25 protein-coding genes are annotated in these 23,137 nt (G+C 67.5%); 18 read left to right on the top strand and 7 right to left on the bottom strand.

Going from position 1 to position 23,137, the window contains the following annotated elements; translation table 11 throughout:
• Positions 1–172: 172 nt before the first annotated feature.
• Positions 173–793, top strand: coding sequence for a TetR/AcrR family transcriptional regulator (locus AC1VVG_RS09135; protein WP_034186822.1), 621 nt, complete (start codon positions 173–175; stop codon positions 791–793).
• Between the two features lie 27 nt (positions 794–820).
• On the opposite strand, the gene AC1VVG_RS09130 is transcribed toward AC1VVG_RS09135, so the two are convergent.
• Positions 821–2,554 (bottom strand): ClcB-like voltage-gated chloride channel protein, encoded by a 1,734-nt coding sequence (locus AC1VVG_RS09130; protein WP_197423870.1) that lies wholly within the window; start codon positions 2,552–2,554, stop codon positions 821–823.
• Positions 2,555–2,657: 103 nt separating this feature from the next.
• On the bottom strand, positions 2,658–3,725 hold the full coding sequence (locus AC1VVG_RS09125) for a YeiH family protein (RefSeq protein ID WP_034186824.1): 1,068 nt from the start codon (positions 3,723–3,725) through the stop codon (positions 2,658–2,660).
• Positions 3,726–3,837: 112 nt separating this feature from the next.
• Here AC1VVG_RS09125 and AC1VVG_RS09120 point away from each other — a divergent pair, with 112 nt between their 5' ends.
• The 8 genes from AC1VVG_RS09120 (at position 3,838) to AC1VVG_RS09085 (ending at position 11,648) form a co-directional block, all read left to right on the top strand.
• On the top strand, positions 3,838–4,731 hold the full coding sequence (locus AC1VVG_RS09120) for a LysR family transcriptional regulator (protein WP_482835533.1): 894 nt from the start codon (positions 3,838–3,840) through the stop codon (positions 4,729–4,731).
• A 172-nt stretch (positions 4,732–4,903) separates the two neighbouring features.
• A complete protein-coding gene (locus AC1VVG_RS09115) occupies positions 4,904–5,668 on the top strand; it encodes a sugar phosphate isomerase/epimerase family protein (RefSeq protein WP_482835532.1) in 765 nt (254 codons plus the stop codon).
• A gap of 28 nt (positions 5,669–5,696) precedes the next feature.
• A complete protein-coding gene (locus AC1VVG_RS09110) occupies positions 5,697–6,689 on the top strand; it encodes a sugar kinase (RefSeq protein ID WP_034186827.1) in 993 nt (330 codons plus the stop codon).
• Positions 6,690–6,804: 115 nt separating this feature from the next.
• Positions 6,805–8,085: an MFS transporter gene (locus AC1VVG_RS09105; RefSeq protein WP_034186828.1), complete on the top strand. Its 1,281-nt coding sequence runs from the start codon at positions 6,805–6,807 to the stop codon at positions 8,083–8,085.
• 3 nt (positions 8,086–8,088) lie between these two features.
• Complete coding sequence (locus AC1VVG_RS09100) at positions 8,089–9,054, top strand: NAD(P)-dependent oxidoreductase (protein ID WP_482835531.1); 966 nt, start codon at positions 8,089–8,091, stop codon at positions 9,052–9,054.
• A gap of 332 nt (positions 9,055–9,386) precedes the next feature.
• Positions 9,387–10,430 (top strand): LacI family DNA-binding transcriptional regulator, encoded by a 1,044-nt coding sequence (locus tag AC1VVG_RS09095; RefSeq protein WP_034186830.1) that lies wholly within the window; start codon positions 9,387–9,389, stop codon positions 10,428–10,430.
• Between the two features lie 54 nt (positions 10,431–10,484).
• Positions 10,485–11,273 carry a YhfC family intramembrane metalloprotease gene (locus AC1VVG_RS09090; protein WP_482835530.1) on the top strand — a complete coding sequence of 263 codons (789 nt, stop codon included), beginning with the start codon at positions 10,485–10,487 and terminating at the stop codon, positions 11,271–11,273.
• A 12-nt stretch (positions 11,274–11,285) separates the two neighbouring features.
• Positions 11,286–11,648: a DUF3022 domain-containing protein gene (locus AC1VVG_RS09085; protein ID WP_034186832.1), complete on the top strand. Its 363-nt coding sequence runs from the start codon at positions 11,286–11,288 to the stop codon at positions 11,646–11,648.
• Positions 11,649–11,681: 33 nt separating this feature from the next.
• On the opposite strand, the gene AC1VVG_RS09080 is transcribed toward AC1VVG_RS09085, so the two are convergent.
• Both AC1VVG_RS09080 and AC1VVG_RS09075 read right to left on the bottom strand, forming a co-directional pair.
• Positions 11,682–12,113: a PGDYG domain-containing protein gene (locus tag AC1VVG_RS09080; protein WP_034186833.1), complete on the bottom strand. Its 432-nt coding sequence runs from the start codon at positions 12,111–12,113 to the stop codon at positions 11,682–11,684.
• Between the two features lie 135 nt (positions 12,114–12,248).
• The gene (locus AC1VVG_RS09075) at positions 12,249–12,800 is read right to left on the bottom strand and encodes a Spy/CpxP family protein refolding chaperone (protein ID WP_034186834.1); all 552 of its coding nucleotides are present in this window, start codon (positions 12,798–12,800) and stop codon (positions 12,249–12,251) included.
• 249 nt (positions 12,801–13,049) lie between these two features.
• Here AC1VVG_RS09075 and AC1VVG_RS09070 point away from each other — a divergent pair, with 249 nt between their 5' ends.
• Entirely contained in the window at positions 13,050–13,514 is a 465-nt protein-coding gene (locus AC1VVG_RS09070; protein WP_006481526.1) for an Lrp/AsnC family transcriptional regulator, read from the top strand.
• 499 nt (positions 13,515–14,013) lie between these two features.
• On the top strand, positions 14,014–15,114 hold the full coding sequence (locus AC1VVG_RS09065) for a saccharopine dehydrogenase family protein (protein WP_034186835.1): 1,101 nt from the start codon (positions 14,014–14,016) through the stop codon (positions 15,112–15,114).
• A 103-nt stretch (positions 15,115–15,217) separates the two neighbouring features.
• Here AC1VVG_RS09065 and AC1VVG_RS09060 read toward each other — a convergent pair whose 3' ends face one another.
• Positions 15,218–15,835 (bottom strand): P-loop nucleotide/nucleoside kinase family protein, encoded by a 618-nt coding sequence (locus AC1VVG_RS09060; protein ID WP_034186836.1) that lies wholly within the window; start codon positions 15,833–15,835, stop codon positions 15,218–15,220.
• Entirely contained in the window at positions 15,832–15,978 is a 147-nt protein-coding gene (cydX, locus tag AC1VVG_RS09055; RefSeq protein ID WP_049032060.1) for a cytochrome bd-I oxidase subunit CydX, read from the bottom strand. Before cydX ends, AC1VVG_RS09060 begins: the two co-directional genes overlap by 4 nt.
• Positions 15,979–16,178: 200 nt before the next feature.
• Here cydX and corA point away from each other — a divergent pair, with 200 nt between their 5' ends.
• Complete coding sequence (corA, locus tag AC1VVG_RS09050) at positions 16,179–17,156, top strand: magnesium/cobalt transporter CorA (protein WP_034187007.1); 978 nt, start codon at positions 16,179–16,181, stop codon at positions 17,154–17,156.
• A 5-nt stretch (positions 17,157–17,161) separates the two neighbouring features.
• On the opposite strand, the gene AC1VVG_RS09045 is transcribed toward corA, so the two are convergent.
• The gene (locus AC1VVG_RS09045; RefSeq protein WP_034186838.1) at positions 17,162–17,455 is read right to left on the bottom strand and encodes a YciI-like protein; all 294 of its coding nucleotides are present in this window, start codon (positions 17,453–17,455) and stop codon (positions 17,162–17,164) included.
• A 458-nt stretch (positions 17,456–17,913) separates the two neighbouring features.
• Here AC1VVG_RS09045 and AC1VVG_RS09040 point away from each other — a divergent pair, with 458 nt between their 5' ends.
• The 6 genes from AC1VVG_RS09040 (at position 17,914) to AC1VVG_RS09015 (ending at position 23,053) form a co-directional block, all read left to right on the top strand.
• Entirely contained in the window at positions 17,914–18,402 is a 489-nt protein-coding gene (locus AC1VVG_RS09040) for an aminoacyl-tRNA deacylase (RefSeq protein WP_034186839.1), read from the top strand.
• An 846-nt stretch (positions 18,403–19,248) separates the two neighbouring features.
• Entirely contained in the window at positions 19,249–19,947 is a 699-nt protein-coding gene (locus AC1VVG_RS09035; protein ID WP_034187008.1) for an energy transducer TonB, read from the top strand.
• An 86-nt stretch (positions 19,948–20,033) separates the two neighbouring features.
• Positions 20,034–20,942, top strand: a complete 909-nt coding sequence (locus AC1VVG_RS09030; RefSeq protein ID WP_034186840.1) for a MotA/TolQ/ExbB proton channel family protein — start codon at positions 20,034–20,036, stop codon at positions 20,940–20,942.
• Between the two features lie 20 nt (positions 20,943–20,962).
• Positions 20,963–21,385, top strand: coding sequence for an ExbD/TolR family protein (locus AC1VVG_RS09025; RefSeq protein ID WP_048250972.1), 423 nt, complete (start codon positions 20,963–20,965; stop codon positions 21,383–21,385).
• A 29-nt stretch (positions 21,386–21,414) separates the two neighbouring features.
• Positions 21,415–21,846 carry an ExbD/TolR family protein gene (locus AC1VVG_RS09020; RefSeq protein ID WP_034186842.1) on the top strand — a complete coding sequence of 144 codons (432 nt, stop codon included), beginning with the start codon at positions 21,415–21,417 and terminating at the stop codon, positions 21,844–21,846.
• 16 nt (positions 21,847–21,862) lie between these two features.
• A complete protein-coding gene (locus AC1VVG_RS09015) occupies positions 21,863–23,053 on the top strand; it encodes a tetratricopeptide repeat protein (protein WP_482835529.1) in 1,191 nt (396 codons plus the stop codon).
• Positions 23,054–23,137: the final 84 nt, after the last annotated feature.

The following is a 23,137-nucleotide window of genomic DNA, read 5'->3' as shown; positions in this document are numbered from 1 at the left end:
CCCCAGGTGAGGTAGAGCGGAACGAAGCCGGCAAGCGCGCGGGCGCTTGCCCCAAACGGCGCCGGCACGGGCGCGCGGACAGCACTTTCGAAAACTGTGGCGAATTCTAATACACACCTGTATCTGAATGCAAAGATGAATCTGAAAGGGGAATGGTGCTAGACTGCGCGCCATGAAACCACAGCGCTTAACTCGCGAGCAGAGCAGGGACCAGACGCGCGAACGTCTGCTGAAAGCCGCGCATCGCATTTTTCTGAAGAAAGGTTATGTGGCCGCGAGCGTCGAGGACGTCGCGGCGGCGGCCGGCTATACGCGCGGCGCGTTCTATTCGAACTTCCGCAGCAAGTCCGACCTGCTGCTGGAATTGCTGGAGCGCAACCACGCGGAGGTACGGGCCGATTTCGAGGCGATTTTCGAAGGCGGCGGATCGCGCGAGCAGATGGAGTCGATGTCGCTCGCGTATTACCGCACGCTGTTTCGCGACGACGAGTATTCGCTGCTGTGGGGCGAGGCGAAGCTGCAGGCCGCGCGCGACGCGAAGTTCCGCGTGCGCTTCAACCAGTTCCTGCACGGCAAGCGCGTGCAGATGGCCGAGTTCATCGAGCGCTTCGCCGAACGGTCCGGCACGCCGCTGCTGCTGCCGGCGGACACGCTCGCGTTCGGGTTGATGTGCCTGTGCGACGGCGTGCAGTCGTACTACACGGCCGATCCGCAGCACGTGTCGGCCGACGTGGCCGAATCGGTGCTGGCGGGGTTCTTCGCGCGGGTCGTGCTGGGGCGCACGCCGGACTGACCGGCGCGGTTGGGCCGGCTGCGCGCGTCAGCGCTCGCCGGTCATCCGGCGGTAGGCGTCGAGCAGCGAGGTCTTGTAGACGACCCCCGCGAGCGTCGGTTCGGCTTCGCTTTCGATGACCGGCAGCCGTTCGCCCTGGAACGCCATGAAGCGTTCGAGCGCGGTCGCGAGCGGCATGTCGGGCGTGAGCAGCGGAAACGGCGTGTGCGCGTAGTGCGCGGCCGTCTTGTCGGCCGTGTCGCGCTTGTCGAGCAGGTCCGACGTGATGTCCTTCAGCGCGACCGCGCCGCGAAAGCGTCCCGCGTCGTCGGTCACGTACAGATACTTCACCGGGTATTCGAGAAACACGCGCGTCATGTCGGCGACGCTCGCGGTGAGCGGGACGACCGTCTGCGCGGGCTGGATCAGCTCGCGCATCTGCGTGGTGCGCAGCCGCTGCCGCTCCTGTGCATCCTGGTAGTGGTGCTGCGTGATCTCGTACATCGACGTCGTGCCCGTCGCGCGCGCGACGAAGTACGCGAACACGCACGACACCAGCAGCGGCAGCACGACCTGGTAGCTCAGCGTCATCTCGAAGATCATCAGGATCGCCATCAGCGGCGCCTGCGTGGCGCCCGCCATGAACGCCCCCATCCCGACGATCGCATACGCGAAATAGGCCGACGTATGGCCGGGCCACAGCGCGTCCATCGCGAGCCCGAACAGCGAGCCGAACACCGCGCCGACGAACAGCGTCGGCGTGAACACGCCGCCGATCGCGCCCGAGCCGGCCGTCGCGGCCGTCGCGATCACCTTGAACACGAGCACCGCGACGAGCGCCTGCCAGGTCCACGGCGCATGAAGGATGTGGTTCACGACGCTGTAGCCGTTGCCCCAGACGTCCGGAATCCACACCGAGATCACGCCGACGACGAGGCCGCCGAGCGCGAGCCGCACGGGCAGCGGCACGGGCAGCCGCTTGAACTGGTGCTTCGACGCGTCGAGCAGGTGCAGGAACTGCGGCGCGAGCACGCCGCACAGCGCGCCGAGCACGACGAACGGCAGGACCTCGGGGCCCGTGACGGCCGGAAACACCGGCATCTCGTACGGCGGCCGGTAACCGGCGAATTCGCGCATCACGATATTCGCGACGACCGACGCGACCACCATCGGTCCGAAGCTCTCCATCGCGATCGTGCCGAGCACGATTTCCGACACGAAGAACGCGCCCGCGATCGGCGCGTTGTAGGCGGACGTGATGCCGGCGGCGGCCCCGCAAGCGACCAGCAGGCGCAGGCGCGGCGGGTCGAAGTGCGCGAAGCGGCCGACGAGCGACGCGGCGAGCGCCGCGAGCTGCACCATCGGGCCCTCGCGGCCGATCGAGCCGCCGGTGCCGATCGTCAGCAGCGACGACACGCTGCGCCACAGGCTCTGCCGTACCGGCACGACGCCGTTGCCGAGCGCGACGGATTCCATGTAGTCGGTCTTGGCGGCTTGCCTGTCGCCGCGCGTCGCGAGCAGCAGCACGCAGCCGGCGAGGAAGCCGCCCGCCGCCGGCATCCAGAACCGGACGTACCACGGCAGGCTCTTGGCCATCAGCACGAAGCTGCCGCTGTGCCCCGAGATCAGGCGCTGCATCAGGTCGATGCCTTCGCGGAACGCCATCGTGGCGAAGGCGCCGCCGACGCCGACGATGGCCGACCAGATCAGCATCGTGTGGGCGTCCGACAGGCGGAACAGCTTTTGGGCGCGAGTACGCAGCTTCAGCAGGAACGAGAGCACGGCTGAAAGAGGGCGATGGAAAACGACGCGAAGCATAGCACCGCGCCGCGCCGGCGGGACGGTCCCGTCGGGCGCGGCGCGCGAAGTGTCACGGGCGGGCAATTCAGCCAAGCCAGTGCTGCACGGCCCAGGTGATCCCGTAGCCGCCGACGAGCAGCCACACGTACAGGATCAGGCCGGTCATCAGCGCACGCGGGCCGGCGGCGCGGATCTGCGCGACGCGGGTCTCGATGCCGAGCGCGGTCATCGCCATCGTCAGCGCGAAGGTGTCGAGCACGTTCAGCGTATGCGTGACGTCGGTCGGCAGCACGTTCAGCGAATTGACGATCACGAAGCCGAGGAAGCCGAGCGCGAACCAGGGTACCGCCACCTTGCGCTTGCCGTGCGCGCCGCCGGCCGTTGCCCGCGCCGAGCGGGCGAGCCACCAGCCGAGCACCAGCAGCACGGGGACCAGCAGCATCACGCGCGTCATCTTCACGATCGTCGCGACGTGTGCGACCTCCGGGCTGATGTCGCTGGCCGCCCCGACGACCTGCGCGACTTCGTGGATCGTGCCGCCGAAGAACAGGCCGAGGCCGGCCGGATCGAGGTTCAGCAGCCCGGCGTGATACGCGACCGGGTACAGGAACATCGACAGCGTGCCGAACAGCACGACGCTGCCCACGGCCATCGCGCTCTGGTGCGGCTTCGACTGCAGCGTCGATTCGAACGCGAGCACGGCGGCCGCGCCGCAGATCGCGCTGCCGGCGGCGGTCAGCAGCGCGGCGTCGCGGTCGAGCTTCATCAGCTTCATGCCGGCCCAGGTGCCGATCGCGAGCGTGCTGACGACGACCAGCACCGATACCGCGAGGCCCGGCAGGCCGACCTGCGCGATTTCCTGCAGGCTCACGCGCAACCCGAAGAACGCGACCGCGATGCGCAGCAGCTTGCGCGCGGAGAAGTTCACGCCGGCGGCCCAGCTGGCCGGCATGCCGTCGCGCAGCGCATTGCCGTACAGCGCGCCGGCGACGATGCCGACGATCAGCGGCGACAGGCCGAGCCCCGCGATCGCGGGAAGCTCGGACAGGCTCGTGACGGCGGCGGCGAACAGCGCGACGAACAGCACGCCGTTCAACTGTCCGCGCATCGACGGCGCGGCATGGCTGAGAGGGGGAGTCGGAGCAGTGGACATGAGAGCACCGTGATGGAGCGTGTGGCGATGCTGTAATCCTAATTTTGTTATATCGATATGAAAAATTGTGATTTGTGACGTAAACTATCCGGAAAGCCGATAATTCGTCCCCATGACCCCGGATCAACTGATAACGTTCGCCGCCGTCGCCGAACACCTGAACATCAGCCACGCCGCCGTGGCGCTGCATCTGTCGCAGCCGGCCGTGTCGGGCCAGTTGCGGCTGCTGCAGGACGAATTCGGCGAGCCGCTGTACCAGCGCGACGGCCGTGGCATTCGCCTCACGCCGGTCGGCGAGCAGCTCGCGCAGTACGCGAAGGCGCAACGCGACACGTTCGCGCAGGCGCGTGCGTTTCGCGACGCGGTGCGCGGGCTCGAGGCCGGCACGCTGCGCATCGGCGCGAGCACGACGCCCGCGAGCTACCTGCTGCCGTACCTGATCGCGGCGTTCCAGCCGCTTGCGCCGCGCGTGACCATCCAGACGATGAGCGGCAATACGGCCGACGTCGTCGCCGCGCTGCCGTCGCTCGACATCGCGCTGATCGAGGGGCCGCCCGGCGAGGCGCTGCCGCCCGGTACGGCCGTCCATGCGTGGCACGAGGACGAGATCGTCGCGATCGTGCCGGCCGGCCATCCGCTGGCCGCGCCACCCTACGACGCGGGGGTGACGCTCGATGCGCTCGCCGCGCACCCGCTCGTGTTGCGCGAGGAAGGGTCGGCCGTGCGGCAACTCGTCGAGCGCGCGTTCGCGCACGGCGGCGCGCCGATGCGCGTCGCGTTCGAGATCGCCGGGGTCGAGGCCGTGAAGGAGGCCGTGCGCGCGGGGATGGGCGTCGGCTTCGTGTCCGCGATGTCGCTGCGTCACCCGGATGCGGCGCTCGTGCTGCGCTCGCTCGCGCCGGCGCCGCTCACCCGGCATTTCTCCATTCTCGTGCCGCACGGCGGCGCGCCGTCGCGCGTGGCCGCGCAATTCCTCGACATGAGCCTCGCGCAGGACCTCGCCTGAGGCGCCGAAACCGCCTGCCGGGCCCGCGCGGGAACGGGCGTTGCGGGCTGCCGGGCGCGCGTTTGCGTCCCGCCAGGTCTTAGGGATTTCCTCTATGGCGTGGCTCCGGCGCGAGGCGCACCATCCGTCTCAAGCAAATGGAACCGGTTCCATTCCGGTAAAAAAGGGCAAAATGGCAGACATCGTGATCGTGGCGAACGCATTCGGGATGGACCGGGTGCGCCAGGAGGGCCACAGTGCATTCATCGCGACCGTCGCGGCATCCGGCGCGACCGGCTTCGAGGTGCGGCGCGAACTGTTCGCGTCGGACGACGATGCGACGCCCGGCGCGCTGACCGCGCTCGGCGCGCAGATCGCCGGCCACGGGCTGTGGTCGGTGTACTCGACGCCGGCCACGCTGTACACGGAAACGGGTGCGCTCGACGCCGATGCGTTGCACGACGCGCTCGCGGAAGCCGACGCGCTCGGCGCGCGCTTCGTGAAATTCCAGCTCGGCGGTTTCGCCGGCGACGCGCACGCGGCCGACATCGTCGCGCTGTCGCGCGGCGCCAAGGCGCGTGTGGTGGTCGAGAACGGCCAGCTTCCGGTCGGCGGGGCGCTCATGCAGTTCCGCGGGCTGTTCGACGCGCTGGCCGCGGCTGGCGTGCGCGATGCGCTCGGGATGACGTTCGACATCGGCAACTGGCAGTGGCCGGGCGAAGCGCCGCTCGATTGCGCGCAGGTGCTCGCGCCGCATGTCGAATACATTCACTGCAAGGCCGTCGAAGGCGAAGGCGCGCGCCGTTTCGCGGTCGCGCCGGCACCGGACGACGCGCTCGTGACAGGCGTGCTCGCGGCGCTGCCGCCGCACGCGCCGCGCGGCATCGAGTTTCCGTTCGACGCGGCCGATCCGGCGGGCGATGCATGTCGCCGGGTCGCATGGCTCGCGGCCGCGTGACCGCACCAGCATCCCGAGGAGTTCATTCATGAAAGCAGCACTCGATGTCGTGACCTACGGCGAAGCGATGGCGATGTTCGTCGCGGCCGAGCCCGGCCATCTCGCGCAGGCGGGGCAATTCACGAAGCGGATCGCGGGCGCCGACCTGAACGTCGCGATCGGCCTGTCGCGGCTCGGTTTCCGGGTCGGCTGGATGAGCCGCGTGGGCCGCGATTCGTTCGGCGGCTACGTGCTCGACACGCTGGCGCGCGAAGGCATCGACGCGTCGTGCGTGACGGTCGATCCGCGTTACCCGACCGGTTTCCAGCTGAAGTCGCGCAACGACGACGGCAGCGATCCGACCGTCGAATATTTCCGCAAGGGCTCGGCCGCGAGCCATCTGTCGTGCGACGACTACGTGGCCGACTACGTGCTCGGCGCGCGCCACCTGCACCTGACGGGCGTCGCGCCGGCGATCTCCGCGACCTCGTGCGAGCTGGCGTTCCAGCTGGCGCGCGAAATGCGCGCGGCCGGCAAGACGATCTCGTTCGACCCGAACCTGCGCCCGACGCTGTGGCCGTCCGCCGACGTGATGGCGAAAACGCTGAACGCGCTCGCGACGCTCGCCGACTGGGTGCTGCCGGGCCTCGCCGAAGGGCAGCAGCTCACCGGGCACGACACGCCGGCCGACATCGCGGGCTTCTATCTCGCGCAGGGTGCGCGCGGCGTCGTGATCAAGCTCGGCGCCGAAGGCGCGTATTTCCGCACGGCCGACGGCCGCGAGGGCACGGTCGTGGGCGAGCGCGTCGAACGGGTGGTCGACACGGTCGGCGCCGGCGACGGTTTCGCGGTCGGCGTGGTCAGCGCGTTGCTGGAAGGCCGCAGCGTCGAGCAGGCCGTCGCGCGCGGCAACCGGATCGGCGCGCTCGCCATCCAGGTGATCGGCGATTCGGAAGGGTTGCCGACGCGTGAAGCCCTCGACCGGCTCGAAAATGTCAGCAATCGCACCGATCGCTTAGAGGAAACCGTCACCGCGCAATGAGAGGCCGGACACGGCACAATCCGCGGATCCATTTCGTGTGCGACGCACACGCAGTTTTGTTCCAGGCCGACGGGTGCCCAGGCACCCAGTCCGGTCGACATACGGAGACACGCTCATGGCAGCCAATCTTGCAACCCGACGCTGGTGGACGATCATGCCGATCGTGTTCATCACGTACAGCCTCGCTTACCTCGATCGCGCGAACTACGGGTTCGCGGCGGCGGCCGGCATCAACCAGGACCTGGGGGTCAGCAAGGGCCTGTCGTCGCTGATCGGCGCGCTGTTCTTCCTCGGCTACTTCTTCTTCCAGATCCCCGGCGCGATCTATGCGGAGCGCCGCAGCGTGAAGAAGCTCGTGTTCGTCAGCCTGATCCTGTGGGGCGCCTGCGCGGCGCTCACGGGCGTGGTCAGCAACATCCCGTCGCTGATGGCGATCCGCTTCGTGCTCGGTGTCGTCGAAGCGGCCGTGATGCCGGCGATGCTGATCTACATCAGCAACTGGTTCACGAAGAACGAGCGCTCGCGCGCGAACACGTTCCTGATCCTCGGCAACCCGGTCACGGTGCTGTGGATGTCGATCGTGTCGGGTTATCTCGTGCATGAATTCGGCTGGCGCCACATGTTCATCGCCGAAGGCGTGCCGGCCGTCATCTGGGCCGTGTGCTGGTGGTTCCTCGTGCAGGACAAGCCGGCCGATTCGCCGTGGCTCTCGGCACAGGAAAAGCGTGACCTCGACGCCGCGCTCGCGGCCGAGCAGGCGGCGATCAAGCCCGTGCGCAACTATGGCGAGGCATTCCGCTCGCCGGCCGTGATCAAGCTGTGCGCACAGTATTTCTGCTGGAGCATCGGCGTGTACGGCTTCGTGCTGTGGCTGCCGTCGATCGTCAAGAACGGTTCCGAGCTCGGGATGGTCGCGACCGGCTGGCTGTCCGCGCTGCCGTATCTGGCGGCGACGATCGCGATGCTTGCCGCCTCGTGGGCCTCCGACAAGGTCGGCTCGCGTCGCGGCTTCGTGTGGCCGTTCCTGCTGATCGGCGCGGCCGCGTTCGCCGCGTCGTACGCGCTCGGCTCGTCGCATTTCTGGATCTCGTATGCGCTCCTGGTCGTCGCGGGCGCGGCGATGTATGCGCCGTACGGCCCGTTCTTCGCGATCGTGCCGGAACTGCTGCCGAAGAACGTCGCCGGCGGCGCGATGGCGCTGATCAACAGCATGGGCGCGCTCGGCTCGTTCGTCGGCTCGTACTTCGTCGGCTACCTGAACGGTGCGACCGGGTCGCCCGTCGCATCGTATGCGTTCATGAGCGCCGCGCTCGTCGCCGCGGTGATCCTCACGCTGTCCGTCAAACCCCAGGCGCGCGATGCGCATCCGCTCGCCGCGCCGCTGCAAGGAAAATGAAACATGAAGCCCCGTATCGTCGCGTACAAGCCGCTGCCCGATGACGTCCTCGCGTACCTGCGCGAGCATGCGGACGTCGTGCAGGCCGATGGCGCCGATGCGCTTGCCGCCGCACTCGGCGACGCGGACGGCGCGATCGGCGCGAGCCTGAAGGTCACGCCGCAGATGCTCGATCGCGCCCCGCGGCTGAAGGCGTGGTCAACGATCTCGGTCGGCTACGACAACTTCGACGTCGCCGATCTCACGCGCCGCGGCATCGTGCTCGCGCATACGCCCGACGTGCTGACCGAGTCGACCGCCGATACGGTGTTCTCGCTGATCCTGGCGTCCGCGCGGCGCGTGGTCGAACTGGCCGAGTGGGTCAAGGCCGGCCACTGGCATCGCAGCATCCGCCCCGACCTGTACGGGACCGACGTGCAGGGCAAGACGCTCGGCATCGTCGGGCTCGGCCGGATCGGCGGCGCGGTCGCGCGCCGCGCGGCGCTCGGCTTCCGGATGCAGGTGCTGTACGCGAACCGCTCCGCGCATGCGGAAGCCGAGACGCAGTACGGCGCACGGCGCGTGACGCTCGACGCGTTGCTCGCCCAGTCGGATTTCGTGTGCGTGCAGGTGCCGCTGTCGCCGGAGACGCGCCACCTGATCGGCGCACCCGAATTCGCGAAGATGAAGCGCGGCGCGATCCTGATCAACGCGTCGCGCGGGCCCGTCGTCGACGAGGCCGCGCTGGTCGACGCGCTGCGCGCGGGCACGATCCGCGGGGCGGGGCTCGACGTGTTCGAGCAGGAGCCGCTGCCGGCGGATTCGCCGCTGCTGCGGATGAAGAACGTCGTCGCGCTGCCGCATATCGGCTCGGCGACGCACGAGACGCGCCACGCGATGGCGCGCTGCGCCGCGGAAAACCTGGTCGGCGCGCTGGCCGGCACGCTGCGCACGAATCTCGTCAATCCGGACGCGCTCGCGCACGCCTGAGCCGCCGCCGGCACCCGGCCGGGACGGCGCGGGCACGGTTAGAGTCGAGGGTCTTGGTGCGGGCGGGCCGGCTGCGTTATGATCGCCCGCTCTCGTTGCATCGACGCGCCGGCTACACTGCCGGTGGCGTCGCGCGGCGGGGATCCGCGCCAGGTCCGGGCGGCCGATTGCCGATGCACGCGACTGGCGGGCGCTGGTCGACCGCGAAACACGGGGCCGGCGCAGGCGCAGAAGCGCTCAGACAGGGGAGTCCGCCGGGTGGCTTACGTTTCCAACAACAAAGATCCGTCTGCTCACGAAGCGGCGCGGATCGTACGTCGCGAGGCACGACAGTGACCGATTCGCAACCTTCCACGACGCGTCCGGCGACGATCAGCGACGTCGCGCGCGAGGCCGGCACGGGCAAGACCAGCGTGTCGCGCTACCTGAACGGCGAAACCCACGTGCTGTCCGTCGATCTGCGCCAGCGGATCGAGTCGGCGATCGCGCGGCTCAACTACCGGCCGAACCAGATGGCGCGCGGGCTCAAGCGCGGCCGCAACCGGCTGCTCGGCATGCTCGCGGCCGACCTGACCAATCCCTACACCGTCGAAGTGCTGCAGGGCGTCGAGGCCGCGTGCCATGCGCTCGGCTACATGCCGCTCATCTGTCACGCGGCGAACGAGGTCGAGATGGAGCGGCGCTTCCTGCAGCTGCTCACGACCTACCGGGTCGAAGGGCTGATCGTCAACGCGCTCGGCGCGGAGGAGGACGTGCTGCGCCCGTTGCGCGGCGCGGGGATCCCGGCCGTGCTCGTCGATCGGACGGTCGAGGGCTTCGAGGCCGACCTGATCGGCCTCGACAACGCCGACGCGATCGAGATGGCGCTCGCGCACCTGGTCGAACACGGCTTCGACGCGATCCATTTCGTCGTGCAGCCGTTCGAGCGCGTCAGCTCGCGGCGCGTGCGCGAGGCGGCATTCCGCGCGGCGCTCGACGCGCGCGGGCTGCCGGTGCCGCCGACGGTCGTGCTCGACCTGAACGCGCCCGACGCGGCCGCCGCGGCGCTGGCCGACATCGACACCCGCATCGACGCCGCCGCGCGGCGCGGCGTGCGTGCGGCGCTGTTCGCCGCGAACGCGCCGGTCGCGCTCGCGATCGCGCGCCACCTGCGTGCGCGTTTCGGCGCCGCGTGGCAGCAGAAGGCGGCGCTGCTGTCGATCGACGATCCGGAATGGGCCGAGCTGATCGGCATCACGACGATTCGTCAGCCGACCTACGAAATCGGCTACAAGGCCGTCGAATTCGTGCACGAGCGGATCGACGGCGCGGCGGGCGACGTACGCGTCGCGATGCTGCCCGGCGAGCTGTGTGCGCGCGCGTCGACCACAAGCTGAGTATCATGCGGGGCACGCAGCGCGTCAGGTGCGCTGCCCCGAACAAGGAAATACATGACTGTCGCTCCCGTCACGCTGGCGCTGCTGATCGCCGCCACGCTGATCATCGCGCTGCTGCCGCTCGTCCTCTTCCGCATCCTGCGCAAGCCGCTTGCGCTCAATCGCCGCGACACGATCGTCGGCGTCGCCGTCTTCACGCTGTTTGCGATGATCGCCGAGCGCGCGTTTCACGGGCTCGTGCTGAGCCGCACGCCGGAGGACGGCTGGCTGACGCAGCCGCTCGCGTTCGTCGCGTACAGCGCGCTCGCGACGGCCGTATTCGAGGAAGCCGGCCGCTATCTCGGGATGCGTTTCCTGAACCGCCGCTACGGCGAGTCGGCCGGCGACGGCCGCGGGATTGGCTACGGGATCGGTCATGCCGGCGCCGAAGCATGGTTCGTCGGCGTGCTCGTGTGGGGCCAGTGGTCGTATCTCGCGTGGCTCGCGAGCCGCGGCCAGCTCGAGACGCAGTTGTCCGACCTGCCGGTCGACACCGTGGTGCGGCTGCACATGATGCTCGCGACGCTGTCGGCGCAGTCGATCCTGTTGTTGCTGCTCGAACGCTGCGCGGCGTTCACGGTGCAGCTCGCGCTGTCGGTGCTGGTCTGGCGCGGCGTGCGCGCCGGCCGCGCGGGCGTGTTGCCGCTCGCGATCGTGCTGCATGCGCTCGCGGCCGTGCCGACGCTGCTGTACCAGGTGCGCGTGCTGCCGGCCGCGTGGGTCGAGGCCGCGTATTTCGTGCTGGGCGCGGTCCTGGTCGCCGTGCTGGTGAAGACGTGCCGGCCGTCGCGAACGGCAGCCTGACGGGGGAGCGTAATGGATGACTATCTGATCGAATGCCAGAGCGCGGAATTCGACGCGCTCGCGCGCGTGATCTGCGATCTCTTTCCGGAGCAGACGCGCTTTGCCGAAAGCAGCGATGCGCGCGGGCGCTTCCTGTCCGTGCACTGGCTCGCGATGCGTTTCGGCGCGACGCCGAAGCGGATGACGCTCGATATCCGCATCGTGCCGGCGGCGTTCGCGCGCTATCTTGCGCTCAAGCCGATGCAGCGTGCGCGCAGCCATGCGGTGCTGCATGCGTACACGGAAGCGATGCTCGGCTCGCTCGAGGAGCGGCATGCGGCCGGCGAGGCCGTCGAGCGCAACGCGGAACTCGAGCTCGACGAGGACTTTGCGTGAGCGGGTGCGCCGGCATCGTTCCGGCGCGGCGGGTTACGCGTCGCGGTAGACCTGCGCGAAGCGCTGCGCCTGCACGACGCCGTAGTCGCCGGGCGCGTATTGCATGACCCAGTCGCCGGCGACGCCGCGCAGCGTGTCGCCGTTTTCCGAGCGGGCGATCGTGAACGGCTCGTCCATCCGGCGGGCGAGCACGACGGCCGGCCGGTTCCGGTAGGCGCCCGGCGTGCCGTGCGCGAGTGCCGGATCGGCGGGCAGGTATTTGGCGTCGAAGCGTGCGCGCGACACGACCCAGCGATCGCCGGTCGAGCCGGTGATCAGCGCGTCGCCCGCGACGTAGCGGTTCGGACCTTCGAGGCTCATCAGTTCGCCGTCGGCATCCGCGAAAGCCACGGCGACGGTTTCGTCCTTGACGACGCGACGGGCCTGCGGATCGGTACGCAGATCGAGGTGCTTGAGTTCGAGCATGGCGGGAAGGTACGGGAAAGCTGGAAAAGCCGGGAGCTTATCCCGAATTCGGCGCGCCGTGTGGCGCGCCGATCGCCGGCGGAGGCGCGGTGCCGTCCGCCCGGGCGGGGCAGCACGGCGCCGGCGGGGAGGGCGTCAGGGTTGCGCGGGTGCGCTGGCGGCCGGCGCGGCTGCCGCCTTGCCTTCCTTGCCCTTCGCCTTGCCCTTGCCGCGATGCTCGCCGCCGTGGTGCAGCCAGCTGCGGAACGTCGTGTCGGCCAGCGCCTTCTGCTCGGCCGGGAAGCTCTCGTAGAGCGGCGCGAAGGCGTCGGCGAGCTTCTTCGCACCGTCGGCGTTCGCCTGCGACAGTTCCGCATACTGCTTCATGTCGTCGAGTGCGGAGACGTCGTGCTTGGCCATCCGTTCGCTGTAGAGGCGGCCCATCGTTGCGCCGTTGTCGCGCATCGTGTCGGCGAACGTCTTCCACTGCGGTTCCTGCGCCGACGTGATCTTCAACTGGTCGTGCAGGTACTTGATGCGCTGCTCGATGCGCGCTTCGTGGCGTGCCGCGCGCTGCTCGGCGCTCGGGGCCGACGCCGCGGCCGTCGTGGCCGGGGCCTGCGCGGGCGCTTGCGGCTGTGCCGGGGTTTGCGCGAACGCGCTGGCTGCAACGGCGAGCGTAGCGAGGGTGAGCGAGATTTTCTTCATGATTGGCTCTCCGGGGTGGTGTCGTGCGAGCGGGCGCGGCGGTCACTGCCGCAAGCGCGCTTCTCGCGTCGCCGTTATTAGTAGCACGTTGCGTGCGGCGCGGCAGTGAATGCGACACTTGCTTACATCCGATACGAATCGAAATTGAAAGGCCCGGATTCGGGCGATGCCGGTTGGGCACGCGGGCGTTCGGCGCTATCATCGCGTCACCTTCCACTCAGCCGGCGCGTTGCGTGCCGGCCCAGCCTCATGCGTCCACCCCGCCTCGACCAACTCGACGATCTCGACCGGCAACTCGTCGCGCTGCTGCAAGCCGATGCGCGCGCCAGCGTCGCGGATCTCGCGCGCCAGCTCGACGTCGCGCGCACGACGGTCGTCGCACGCATCGCGCGGCTCGAACGCACCAACGTGATTGCCGGGTACAGCGTGCGGCTCGGGCAGGACGTGCTCGACGCGAGCATTTATGCGTACGTCGGCATCATCCTCACGCCGAAGTTCGGCAAGGACGTATTGCGCAAGCTCGACCGGATGCCCGAAGTGCAGCTGCTGTGCGCGGTGAGCGGCGAGTACGACTACGTCGCGTGGCTGCGCGCCGATTCGCCCGAACGGCTCAACGACCTGCTCGACCAGATCGGGACGCTCGAAGGCGTCGAGCGCACGACGACGTCGATCATCCTGTCGCGCAAGATCGATCGCGGGACGATCGGCGGCTGACCTGCCGCACGCGTTGCCGTGCACGACCGTGCCAGCGCGTGCATTGCGCGGGTTTGCGCGGCGTCGCGGGGTTTCGCTTGCCGCCCGCCCGCGGCCATATTCGTCCCGACCGCCGGCGCATTGCCTGATGGGCAGGGTGCCGGCCGTCGCCTGCCTGCGCATCCGGCGCGTCTCTTCCTTCCGAACGCCTTCGTGTCGCCTGCTTCGACCGGCGTGCCGCTCCTGACGCGCGCGGTTCGTGCGTCGGCGCCATGCCATTCCTCGTCTTCGCCTTCGTCCTTCGTTCTTGCGCGTGAAGCCTGCAACGGCCTGCCTGCAGGCGCGCTTATACGCGATTTTTAGATGAATCGGACGTTTCGACGAAATGTATCGTCATAACGTCGAAATTATCGGTCGTTTCGCATCATTCTTCGTCTTGGAACTGATTTTGCGCGTCCCTAAACTGTGTTCATGGCTCGACGCCGTTCACAACACCAACCCATCATCAGGAGATAAGCGCATGAAAATCGCCATCGTCGGCGCAGGTCTGATCGGCCACACCATTGCTCACATGCTGCGTGAAACGGGCGACTACGAAGTCGTCGCGTTCGACCGCGACGCGGATGCGCTCGCGAAGCTGTCGCGCGAAGGCATCGCGACGCAACGCGTCGATTCCGCCGATGCGAATGCGATTCGCGAAGCAGTGAAGGGCTTCGATGCGCTCGTCAATGCGCTGCCTTACTACCTTGCGGTCAACGTTGCCGCCGCCGCGAAGGCTGCCGGCGTCCATTACTTCGACCTGACCGAAGACGTGCGCGCCACCCACGCGATCCGCGAACTGGCCGACGGCTCCGACCGTGCGTTCATGCCGCAGTGCGGCCTCGCGCCGGGCTTCATCGGCATCGCCGCGCACGAACTCGTGAACGGCTTCAGCGAAGTGCGCGACGTGAAGATGCGCGTCGGCGCGCTGCCCGAGTATCCGACCAACGCGCTGAAGTACAACCTGACGTGGAGCGTCGACGGCCTGATCAACGAATACTGCCAGCCGTGCGAAGCGATCCGCGACGGCCGCAAGCAGTGGGTGCAGCCGCTCGAAGGCCTCGAGCACTTCTCGCTGGACGGCACCGAATACGAAGCGTTCAACACGTCGGGCGGCCTCGGCACGCTGTGCGAGACGCTGTCGGGCAAGGTCGAGACGCTCGACTACAAGTCGGTGCGCTATCCGGGCCACCGCGAGCTCGTCCAGTTCCTGCTGGAAGACCTGCGCCTGTCGACCGACCGCGACACGCTGAAGTCGATCATGCGCCGTGCGGTGCCGTCGACGAAGCAGGACGTCGTGCTCGTGTTCGTCACGGTGACGGGCGTGAAGGACGGCCAGCTCGTGCAGGACGTGTTCACGCGCAAGATCTTCGCGAAGGACGTGTGCGGGATGCACATGAGCGCGATCCAGATCACGACGGCCGGCGCGATGTGCGCGGTGCTGGATCTGTTCCGCGAAAAGAAGCTGCCGCAGAGCGGTTTCATCCCGCAGGAAAAGGTGTCGCTGAAGGCGTTCCTGTCGAACCGCTTCGGCAAGCTGTACGACGGCGGCACGATGGAGCGCGTGCACGCGCTCGCCTGACCCTCCGCCAGCCTCGGGCACGAGGGCCGTACGACGCCGGGAGCGCAGCAGCGCTTCCGGCGTTGTCGTTTGTGACGCGCAAGGCGGGAACGGTGCGGTGCGCTCAGGCCGGCAGCGGCGGGACGATCGTCGCAGGTTGCGGCGGCGGCACGATGCGGTACAGCAGCGCGTCGACGTCCGCGTCGGACGGTGCGGTGTTGTCGAACATCACGATGCCGTCGCATTCCTGGCCGGTCGGCACGAAGCGGCGCTGCCGGTATTCGTCCCAGTGCGCGAGCTTGTAGGCATCGTTCGGATTGCCGCGTGCGACGATCCGTGCGTGTGCAACGTCTTCCGACGTGTGGACCCAGACGACCGTCAGCGTGACGTCGGGCGCGATGCCGAGCCACGCGCGATCGAGGATGCGCCGGTCGCGCACTTCGCGCGACAGCGGGCCGACGACGATCGCGCTGATGCCGAGCGCGAGATTGTCGCGGGCCGTATCGAGCAGGCCGTGATATTCGGGATCGCGCAGGTGTTTCAGGTAGAGCGGGCTGTCGCGGTCGTTCGGATCTTCCGTGAGCGCGCCCATCGCGGCCGAGCTGTAGCGGCCGTACAGCGTGTCCTTGTCGAGCAGGCAGAACGCCTCGCCGGTGGCGCGCATCAGCGGCCCGATGAGCCGCTTCGCGAGCGTGGTCTTGCCGGTGCCGGCGTGACCGCAGAAGAACACCAGGTGCGTCACGAAGCCTGGCTCCCCGGCCGCGTGCCCGACGCGTCGTTGCGCCTGTCGCCGCGCGAGAAGACTTCCGCTTCCAGCCACATCGCGTTGATGATGCCGAAGCCGAGCGCCACGCCGATGCCGAGTATCCACGAGAAATACCACATAGGTCTGCCTCCTTGACGGTTGGGCCGCACGGGCGTTGTGCGTTGCGCAACGCAGGTGCCGCGGGCCGGTCGAAGTACCCCGATGCGCGTGCTGCGGCGCACGCAGCCCGATCATGACCAATATCGGCGTGCCGTGCAAGCCGGGCCGTCCGCGCAGCAAACCGGTAAACTGATGCACAAACCGCAACATGACGGACGACATGCTGATCAACTGCGCTGCATACCAGGATGGCCGCAAGCTGGCCGACATCGATATCGACGCCATCAGCGACTACGTGTCGAAGCCCGAGTGCTTCGTGTGGGTCGCGCTGAAGGATCCGACGCCGGAGGAAATCGACCTGATGGGCGAGGAGTTCGGGCTGCACGAGCTCGCGCTCGAGGACGCCCGCAAGGGGCACCAGCGGCCGAAGATCGAGGAGTACGGCGATTCGCTGTTCGCCGTGCTGCATACGGTCGAGCTCGACGAGGACGACGAATTCAAGGTCGGCGAACTGAACGTGTTCGTCGGCCCGAACTACGTGCTGTCGATCCGCAACCATACCGAGCATGATTTCCGCGACGTGCGCAAGCGCTGCGAGCGGGAGCCGCATCTGCTGCGGGAGGGCTCGGCGTTCGTGTTCTACGCGTTGATGGACCAGGTGGTCGACCGCTACTTTCCGATCCTCGAAACGCTCGGTGCGGAGCTCGAGGAACTGGAGGACCGCATCTTCGCGAAAGCGACGCCCGCGTCGTCGCGCGCGATCATCGAGGATCTCTATTCGCTGAAACGCCGGCTCGTGATGCTGTACCAGCACACGGCGCCGCTGATGGAGCCGCTCGCCAAGCTCACCGGCGGGCGCGTGCCGCAGGTGTGCAGCGGGATGGCCGCTTATTTCCGCGACGTGTACGACCATCTGCAGCGGATCGTGAAGACGATCGAAGGACGCCGGGAGATGGTCGTCACGGCGATCCAGGTCAACCTCGGGATGATTTCGCTCGCCGAGAACGAAGTGACGAAGCGGCTCGGCTCGTTCGCCGCGCTGTTCGCGATACCGACGATGATCGCCGGCATCTACGGGATGAATTTCGCGAACATGCCCGAGTTGCACCTGAAATACGGCTTCTACGGCTGCATCGCGGTGATGGTCGTCGCCGATCTCGCGCTGTGGTGGCGTTTCAAGCGGGCAGGGTGGCTGTAGCCGGCTCAGGCCTGGCGTGGCGCGTGCTTGCCGACCACGACGCGCCACGGCCGCACGCGCCACGATTTCACGAGGCCGTTCTGCACGTACGGATCGGCGCGCGCGAACGATTCGGCCGCTTCCGGCGAATCGCCTTCGAACACGAGCACGGCCTGATCGGCCGGGTCCGCCAGCGCACCGGCGAGCATCAGTTCGCCGCGCTCGGTCGCGGCCTGCGCGAGCGCGAGATGCTGCGCGCGGAAGGGTTCGCGCCGCGACAGGTAATCGTCGACGAGTTCGTAGATCAACTGGTAATGCATGATCGCTCCCGGAGTCGGTGGGTGCCGCCGGATCGCGGGCCGGCCGGCTCAGTATAGGGCACCGTACGGCCTTTGGCAGTGCGCTTTGCGCGGCGCGGCGCACAGTTGTCAGGGCGTCGGACGGATCGAAATGCGTGACCGGCTTTCGTCGACATTTTGGAATAAACGCAACTAACGGTCTGGTTTTCAAACCGCCCGGATAGTGAAGGGCGCGTTCGCACCACATCACTGGTGCCTGGAATCGTCTACAGGAAAAGAGGGGGCGGTCACGTCCATTCCGGGCGGGGATTCCACGTGCCGGCGGCGGCTTCCGGGGCCGGCGAAAAGGGATCGGAACCGTGCGCGGGGCCGTCCGGGCGGGCGCTGCGCGTGGGCGTTTCCATTGGCCGGAATGCGACCTATGCTGAACGAATCCGGAGCGAACTCCGTTCGCCCGATTCGCCCAGACGAGGTGAGCCATGCCTGTATCAGCCACCCTGCAGGATTGCCTGCGCCAGAAGTCATCGCGGTACGAAGTCGTGTACCACCCCTATAGCCATACGAGCATGGAGACGGCCGCCGCCGCGCATATCCCCGGCGACCGCCTCGCGAAAACCGTGCTCCTCGAGGACGACGAGGGCTACGTCGCCGCGGTCTTGCCGACCACGCACGCGGTGCGCCTGTCGGATCTCTGGGTGAAGACGGGACGCCATCTCGTGCTTGCCCGGGAGGTCGAATTGCGCGAACTGTTCAAGGACTGCGACATGGGCGCGCTGCCGCCGGTATGCATGGCGTACGGGATGAAGACGTTCCTCGAGGAACGTCTCGCGCAGCAGCCGGAAGTCTATTTCGAGGCCGGCGACCACGAAGCGCTGATCCACATGATGCAGGATGAATTCCTGACGCTGATGGAGACGGCCGAGCGCGCGCATTTCTCGCACAAGATGCAAGGGATGATGCTGTCCTGAGGGAGCCTCGAATGCGGTGATGCGCAGGGCCGGTGCGCAGGCATTCGTCCCGGCGGGGAGGGTGTGTACCTGCTTGATTGTGATGTTCCAGTCAGTTAATTCGACATACGAAGCTATTTCGCGAGGTCTGAATTAAATTCAATTCGACCTTTGTTGTGTCGGATTCCTGTTTATTCCAGCAAGGTTGACTCGTCCCGTCGACGTGTCACGGCATGCGATACCGGCGTGCTTCGATGCGGGCGCCCCGAAGCGCCGGTCGACCGCCTCCCATATTGACGCGTGACGGGGTACGTTCGGCTCGTTGCCCCCAAGGGGGAGGTCATTTCCCGTGCCGCACGGGAAATACACGAAAATCCATGTCGGACGGGTTCGATATACGGATTGGAATATATCCATACAAATCAATTACCAATTCAATAATAAAGACTTGATTTGTGCTTACCGGAATATTATTTGAATAAGCCCTCCAAACTTTGTATTTGGGCATCAAATAAAGTTTGACGGCAAAATTTTTTCCTTGCTATCGTCTGCACCCAAGTGAACGGCGCCATTGACATCACCGCGTAACGAACGGCGAATCGTCATACGAATTGCGAGGGGCGCCAGCTCGGCTGACAATTGCCTGACCGCGCAGGTGGGTGTTTTTCCGGTATAAATCCGGGCCGCATCGGCGCAACGATTTCGTGAAAAAGAATGAATTGGAATTCGAATGTGATTCTTTCAATTCGGATTGCTAATTGAATTTGAAATGAAATGTTCGGGGTGATGCGGTGGCGCTGCCGACCTGGCTGCGCTGCCGGCCGCAACCCGAAACTGGGCGAATCGCTTGGGGGATGGATGGTGGGCATGAAAGTCGAAGAACATCTGGCTACTTCGAACAGCGGGCTGGCCACGCTGGGGCGTCCGAGAGAGTTCGGCAAGAAGCAGCAGAACCCGGTGCGCCGGTTCGGCGGCATCGGGATCGTCCTGGTACTGCATGCAGTGCTGATCTACGCGCTGCTCAACGGCCTCGCGACCAAAGTCGTGCAGGTGATCCAGCATCCGATCGAGACCCGCATCATCGAGCCGGTCAAACCGCCGCCGCCACCGCCGATGCCGGTGGTCAAACTCCCGCCGCCGAAATTCGCACCGCCGCCGCCGCCGTTCGTGCCGCCGCCGGAAGTCCAGGTGCAGGCGCCGCCGCAGGCGACGATCACGCACCAGGCGGCCCCGGTGCCGTCCGCGCCGGCCGTGCAGGCGCCGGTGGTGGCGCCGCCGGCACCGGCCAAGCCGGTCAGCCATGACGTCGGGGTCGTCTGCCCGAATTCGGACGCGCTGCGTGCGTCGATCCAGTATCCGAAGGAAGCGCAGGAAAACAACATCACCGGTGACGTGACGATCGAGTTCGTCGTGGATGCGGAAGGGAACATCACGAACGAGCGCGTCGCGCAGTCCGCGGATCCGATCCTCGATCGAGCCGCGTACAACACTGTGAAACGGTTCAAATGCGTCGCACAGGGCCAGTCGGTGCGGGTCCAGGTGCCGTTCTCGTTCAATCTGAATTGATGCAGTGGGCGGCCCGGCACGCGCCGGGTCGGGGAAAACCGTCTCGAACTTATATAATAAGTTCACCGAAAGAACTGGAGTGGGGTATGACGAAGCGTTCACTGGCCGCGCTGGCGGCAAGCATGTTGATGTCCGTCGCCGTGGTCGACGGGTTCGTTGCGCCGCAGCTCGCCCATGCGCAGGCCAGCGGGGCGGCCGATGCATCGGCGCAGGCCGCGGCGCCGTCGGCCGCGCCGGCCACGGTCCCGGCCGCCGCCGAGCCGGCTCCGCCGCCCGCGCCGGCCACGACGGTGGCGGTCGACAATCCGTACGGGCTCGGCGCGCTGTGGAAGAACGGCGATTTCGTCGCGCGTTTCGTGCTGATCCTGCTGGTGATCATGTCGATGGGAAGCTGGTACATCATGGTCACGAAGTTCCTGGAGCAGTTGCGCGCGAATCGCCGCGCGAAACTGGCCGACGCGCAGCTCTGGACCGCGCCGTCGCTGGCCGAGGGCGCCAGGATGCTCGACGAGGCGTCGCCGTTCCGGTTCATCGCCGAAACCGCGATCGAAGCCGGCGAGCATCACGAAGACGCGCTGCTCGAAGCGGTCGACCGCAACACGTGGATCGACGTATCGGTCGAGCGCTCGATCACGAACGTATCGAACCGGATGCAGGACGGCCTCGCGTTCCTGGCCACGGTGGGGTCGACCGCGCCGTTCGTCGGGCTGTTCGGCACCGTCTGGGGAATCTATCACGCGCTGACGGCGATCGGCATCGCGGGCCAGGCCTCGATCGACAAGGTCGCGGGCCCGGTGGGCGAGGCGCTCATCATGACCGCGATCGGCCTCGCCGTCGCGGTGCCGGCGGTGCTCGGCTACAACTTCCTGGTCCGGCGCAACAAGTCGGTGATGGAGCGGGTCCGCAACTTCGGCGCGCAACTGCACACGGTGCTGCTGGCCGGCAACCGGCGCCCGGTGCGGGCGGCGGCGCCGGCGGCGTCGCTCGCGAACTGACCGGCTGACGGAGGCGCGCGATGGCCATGAACGTCGGGCAGGACGATAGCGACGAGGTGATCGCCAACATCAACACGACGCCGCTCGTCGACGTGATGCTGGTGTTGTTGATCATCTTCCTGATCACGATTCCGGTCGTGACGCACACGATCCAGCTTCAGCTGCCGAAGGAGACGGTGCAGCCGCTGCAGACGACGCCGAAAAGCATCGAGATCGCGGTGAATCGCGACGGCGATTTCTTCTGGGGCGAGCAACTGGTGGACGCGCCGACGCTGCTCGCGAAGCTCAAGGGCGTGTCGCAACAACAGCCGCAGCCGAGCGTCCACGTGCGGGGCGACCAGAACACGCGCTACGAGTTCATCGGGCGAGTGGTCACGATGTGCGAGCGCGCGGGGATCGCGAAGCTGTCATTCATTACGGAGCCGCCGGCGCGCGGCGGTTAGGCGCCAACGCGGATCCACAGGAGTCGACGATGGGGATGAACGTGCCTTCGGGCGGGAGCAATGCGGAACCGGACGTGATGGTGGACATCAACACCACGCCGCTGATCGACGTGATGCTGGTGCTGCTGATCATGCTGATCATCACGATTCCGATCCAGATGCATTCGGTGAAGATGGACCTGCCGGTCGGCAACCCGCCGCCGCCGGCCGCGCCGCCGGAAGTCGTGCAGATCGATATCGACTTCGACGGCACGACGACGTGGAACGGCGCGCCGGTGCCGGACCGTTCGGCGCTCGAGGCGAAACTGTCGCAGGTCGCGGCGGAACCCGTGCAGGCGGAGATCCACCTGCGCCCGAACAAGCTGGTGCCGTACAAGGACGTGGCGGCCGTGCTGGCGTCCGCGCAGCGCGTGGGCGCGACCAAGATCGGCCTGATCGGCAACGAACAGTTCATGCAATGACGAAACGGACGAGCCGATGAACCAGCGACGATGGAAACGGATGGTGGCGGTGACGGCGCTCGGCGCGGCCTGCATGCTCGGCCGGCCGGCGCTGCCGGCGGACGCGCTGCGGCCGGACGTGGCGAAACCGCTCGCGGCTGCGCAGGAGTTGTACCGCGCGCACAAGTATCGCGACGCGCTCGGCAAGATCGCCCAGGCGGCGGCCGTGCCCAACCGGACGCCGTACGAAACGTACATGGTGGAGGAGATGCGCGGCGCGGCGGCGATGGCGGCTGGCGACACGGGCACGGCCGCGCAGGCGTACGAGTCGGTGCTGAACTCGGGGCGGCTGTCGGGCGAGGACGAGCAGCGCACCACGGCCGCGCTGGCCGGCATCTACTTCCAGCAAAAGAACTACCCGCTGGCGATCCGGACCGCACAGCGCTACCTGAAGGCCGGCGGCACGGATCCCGAAATGCGCACGCTGCTCACGCAGTCGTACTACCTGTCGAACGATTGCGCGCCGGTCGTGAGCCAGTTGAAGGCGAGCACCGACGCGCAGGCGAACGGCGGGCACGCGCCGGACGAAGGGCAGTTGCAGATGCTCGCGACGTGCGCGCAGAAAGTGAAGGACGGCAACGCGTATCGCGGGGCACTCGGGCTGCTGGTCGCCTACCATCCGAGTCCCGCGTACTGGGACGAAATGATCGCGGCCATTCGCGGCACGCCCGGGTATCTGTCGTCGCTCGACCTCGACATCTACCGGTTGCGCCGTGCGACGGGCTCGCTTGCGACGGCCGACGCGTACATGGAGATGACCCAACTCGCGCTGGTTGCGGGGTCTCCCGCCGAAGGCAAGCAGGTGATCGACCAGGGGTTCGCGACCGGCGTACTCGGCAAGGACGCGCAGGCGGATCGCGAGAAGCGGCTGCAGGCGCTTGCCGCGAAGCGCGCGCAAACGGGCGGGGACGCCGCGACGCCGGTGACGCCGCTCGACACGGGCATGAATCTCGTCTTTTCGGGCCGGGCGCAGCAGGGTTTGCCGATGATGGAGCAGGCGATCGCCAAGGGCGGCCTCGAGCATCCCGACGCGGCGCGACTGCGGCTCGGCGAGGCGTACTACGTGGCCGGCCAGAAGGCGCGTGCGGTGCAGGTGCTGCGCACGGTCAAGGGAACCGACGGTTCCGGTGACCTGGCCAGGCTGTGGACGGCGGTGGCTTCCCGGTAACGCAACGAAAGAGCGCCGGCACACGACGCGGGCGCAGTCAGTCGGCAAGCGGCGTGCCGCCGCGAGCGTTCCGATGCATGGCGG

It is taken from the genome of Burkholderia sp. L-4 (genome assembly GCF_056856535.1).
The sequence above is the reverse complement of the archived record's forward strand: the minus strand, read 5'-3'. Positions and strand labels throughout refer to the sequence as shown.

Bases quoted from the DNA above. Each gene is read 5' to 3' on its own strand.
- AC1VVG_RS09135 (WP_034186822.1), top strand. From the start codon at position 173: ATGAAACCACAGCGCTTAACTCGCGAGCAGAGCAGGGACCAGACGCGC.
- AC1VVG_RS09125 (WP_034186824.1), bottom strand. From the start codon at position 3,725: ATGTCCACTGCTCCGACTCCCCCTCTCAGCCATGCCGCGCCGTCGATG.
- AC1VVG_RS09120 (WP_482835533.1), top strand. From the start codon at position 3,838: ATGACCCCGGATCAACTGATAACGTTCGCCGCCGTCGCCGAACACCTG.
- AC1VVG_RS09115 (WP_482835532.1), top strand. From the start codon at position 4,904: ATGGCAGACATCGTGATCGTGGCGAACGCATTCGGGATGGACCGGGTG.
- AC1VVG_RS09110 (WP_034186827.1), top strand. From the start codon at position 5,697: ATGAAAGCAGCACTCGATGTCGTGACCTACGGCGAAGCGATGGCGATG.
- AC1VVG_RS09105 (WP_034186828.1), top strand. From the start codon at position 6,805: ATGGCAGCCAATCTTGCAACCCGACGCTGGTGGACGATCATGCCGATC.
- AC1VVG_RS09100 (WP_482835531.1), top strand. From the start codon at position 8,089: ATGAAGCCCCGTATCGTCGCGTACAAGCCGCTGCCCGATGACGTCCTC.
- AC1VVG_RS09090 (WP_482835530.1), top strand. From the start codon at position 10,485: ATGACTGTCGCTCCCGTCACGCTGGCGCTGCTGATCGCCGCCACGCTG.
- AC1VVG_RS09085 (WP_034186832.1), top strand. From the start codon at position 11,286: ATGGATGACTATCTGATCGAATGCCAGAGCGCGGAATTCGACGCGCTC.
- AC1VVG_RS09080 (WP_034186833.1), bottom strand. From the start codon at position 12,113: ATGCTCGAACTCAAGCACCTCGATCTGCGTACCGATCCGCAGGCCCGT.
- AC1VVG_RS09075 (WP_034186834.1), bottom strand. From the start codon at position 12,800: ATGAAGAAAATCTCGCTCACCCTCGCTACGCTCGCCGTTGCAGCCAGC.
- AC1VVG_RS09070 (WP_006481526.1), top strand. From the start codon at position 13,050: ATGCGTCCACCCCGCCTCGACCAACTCGACGATCTCGACCGGCAACTC.
- AC1VVG_RS09065 (WP_034186835.1), top strand. From the start codon at position 14,014: ATGAAAATCGCCATCGTCGGCGCAGGTCTGATCGGCCACACCATTGCT.
- cydX (WP_049032060.1), bottom strand. From the start codon at position 15,978: ATGTGGTATTTCTCGTGGATACTCGGCATCGGCGTGGCGCTCGGCTTC.
- corA (WP_034187007.1), top strand. From the start codon at position 16,179: ATGCTGATCAACTGCGCTGCATACCAGGATGGCCGCAAGCTGGCCGAC.
- AC1VVG_RS09045 (WP_034186838.1), bottom strand. From the start codon at position 17,455: ATGCATTACCAGTTGATCTACGAACTCGTCGACGATTACCTGTCGCGG.
- AC1VVG_RS09040 (WP_034186839.1), top strand. From the start codon at position 17,914: ATGCCTGTATCAGCCACCCTGCAGGATTGCCTGCGCCAGAAGTCATCG.
- AC1VVG_RS09035 (WP_034187008.1), top strand. From the start codon at position 19,249: ATGAAAGTCGAAGAACATCTGGCTACTTCGAACAGCGGGCTGGCCACG.
- AC1VVG_RS09030 (WP_034186840.1), top strand. From the start codon at position 20,034: ATGACGAAGCGTTCACTGGCCGCGCTGGCGGCAAGCATGTTGATGTCC.
- AC1VVG_RS09025 (WP_048250972.1), top strand. From the start codon at position 20,963: ATGGCCATGAACGTCGGGCAGGACGATAGCGACGAGGTGATCGCCAAC.
- AC1VVG_RS09020 (WP_034186842.1), top strand. From the start codon at position 21,415: ATGGGGATGAACGTGCCTTCGGGCGGGAGCAATGCGGAACCGGACGTG.
- AC1VVG_RS09015 (WP_482835529.1), top strand. From the start codon at position 21,863: ATGAACCAGCGACGATGGAAACGGATGGTGGCGGTGACGGCGCTCGGC.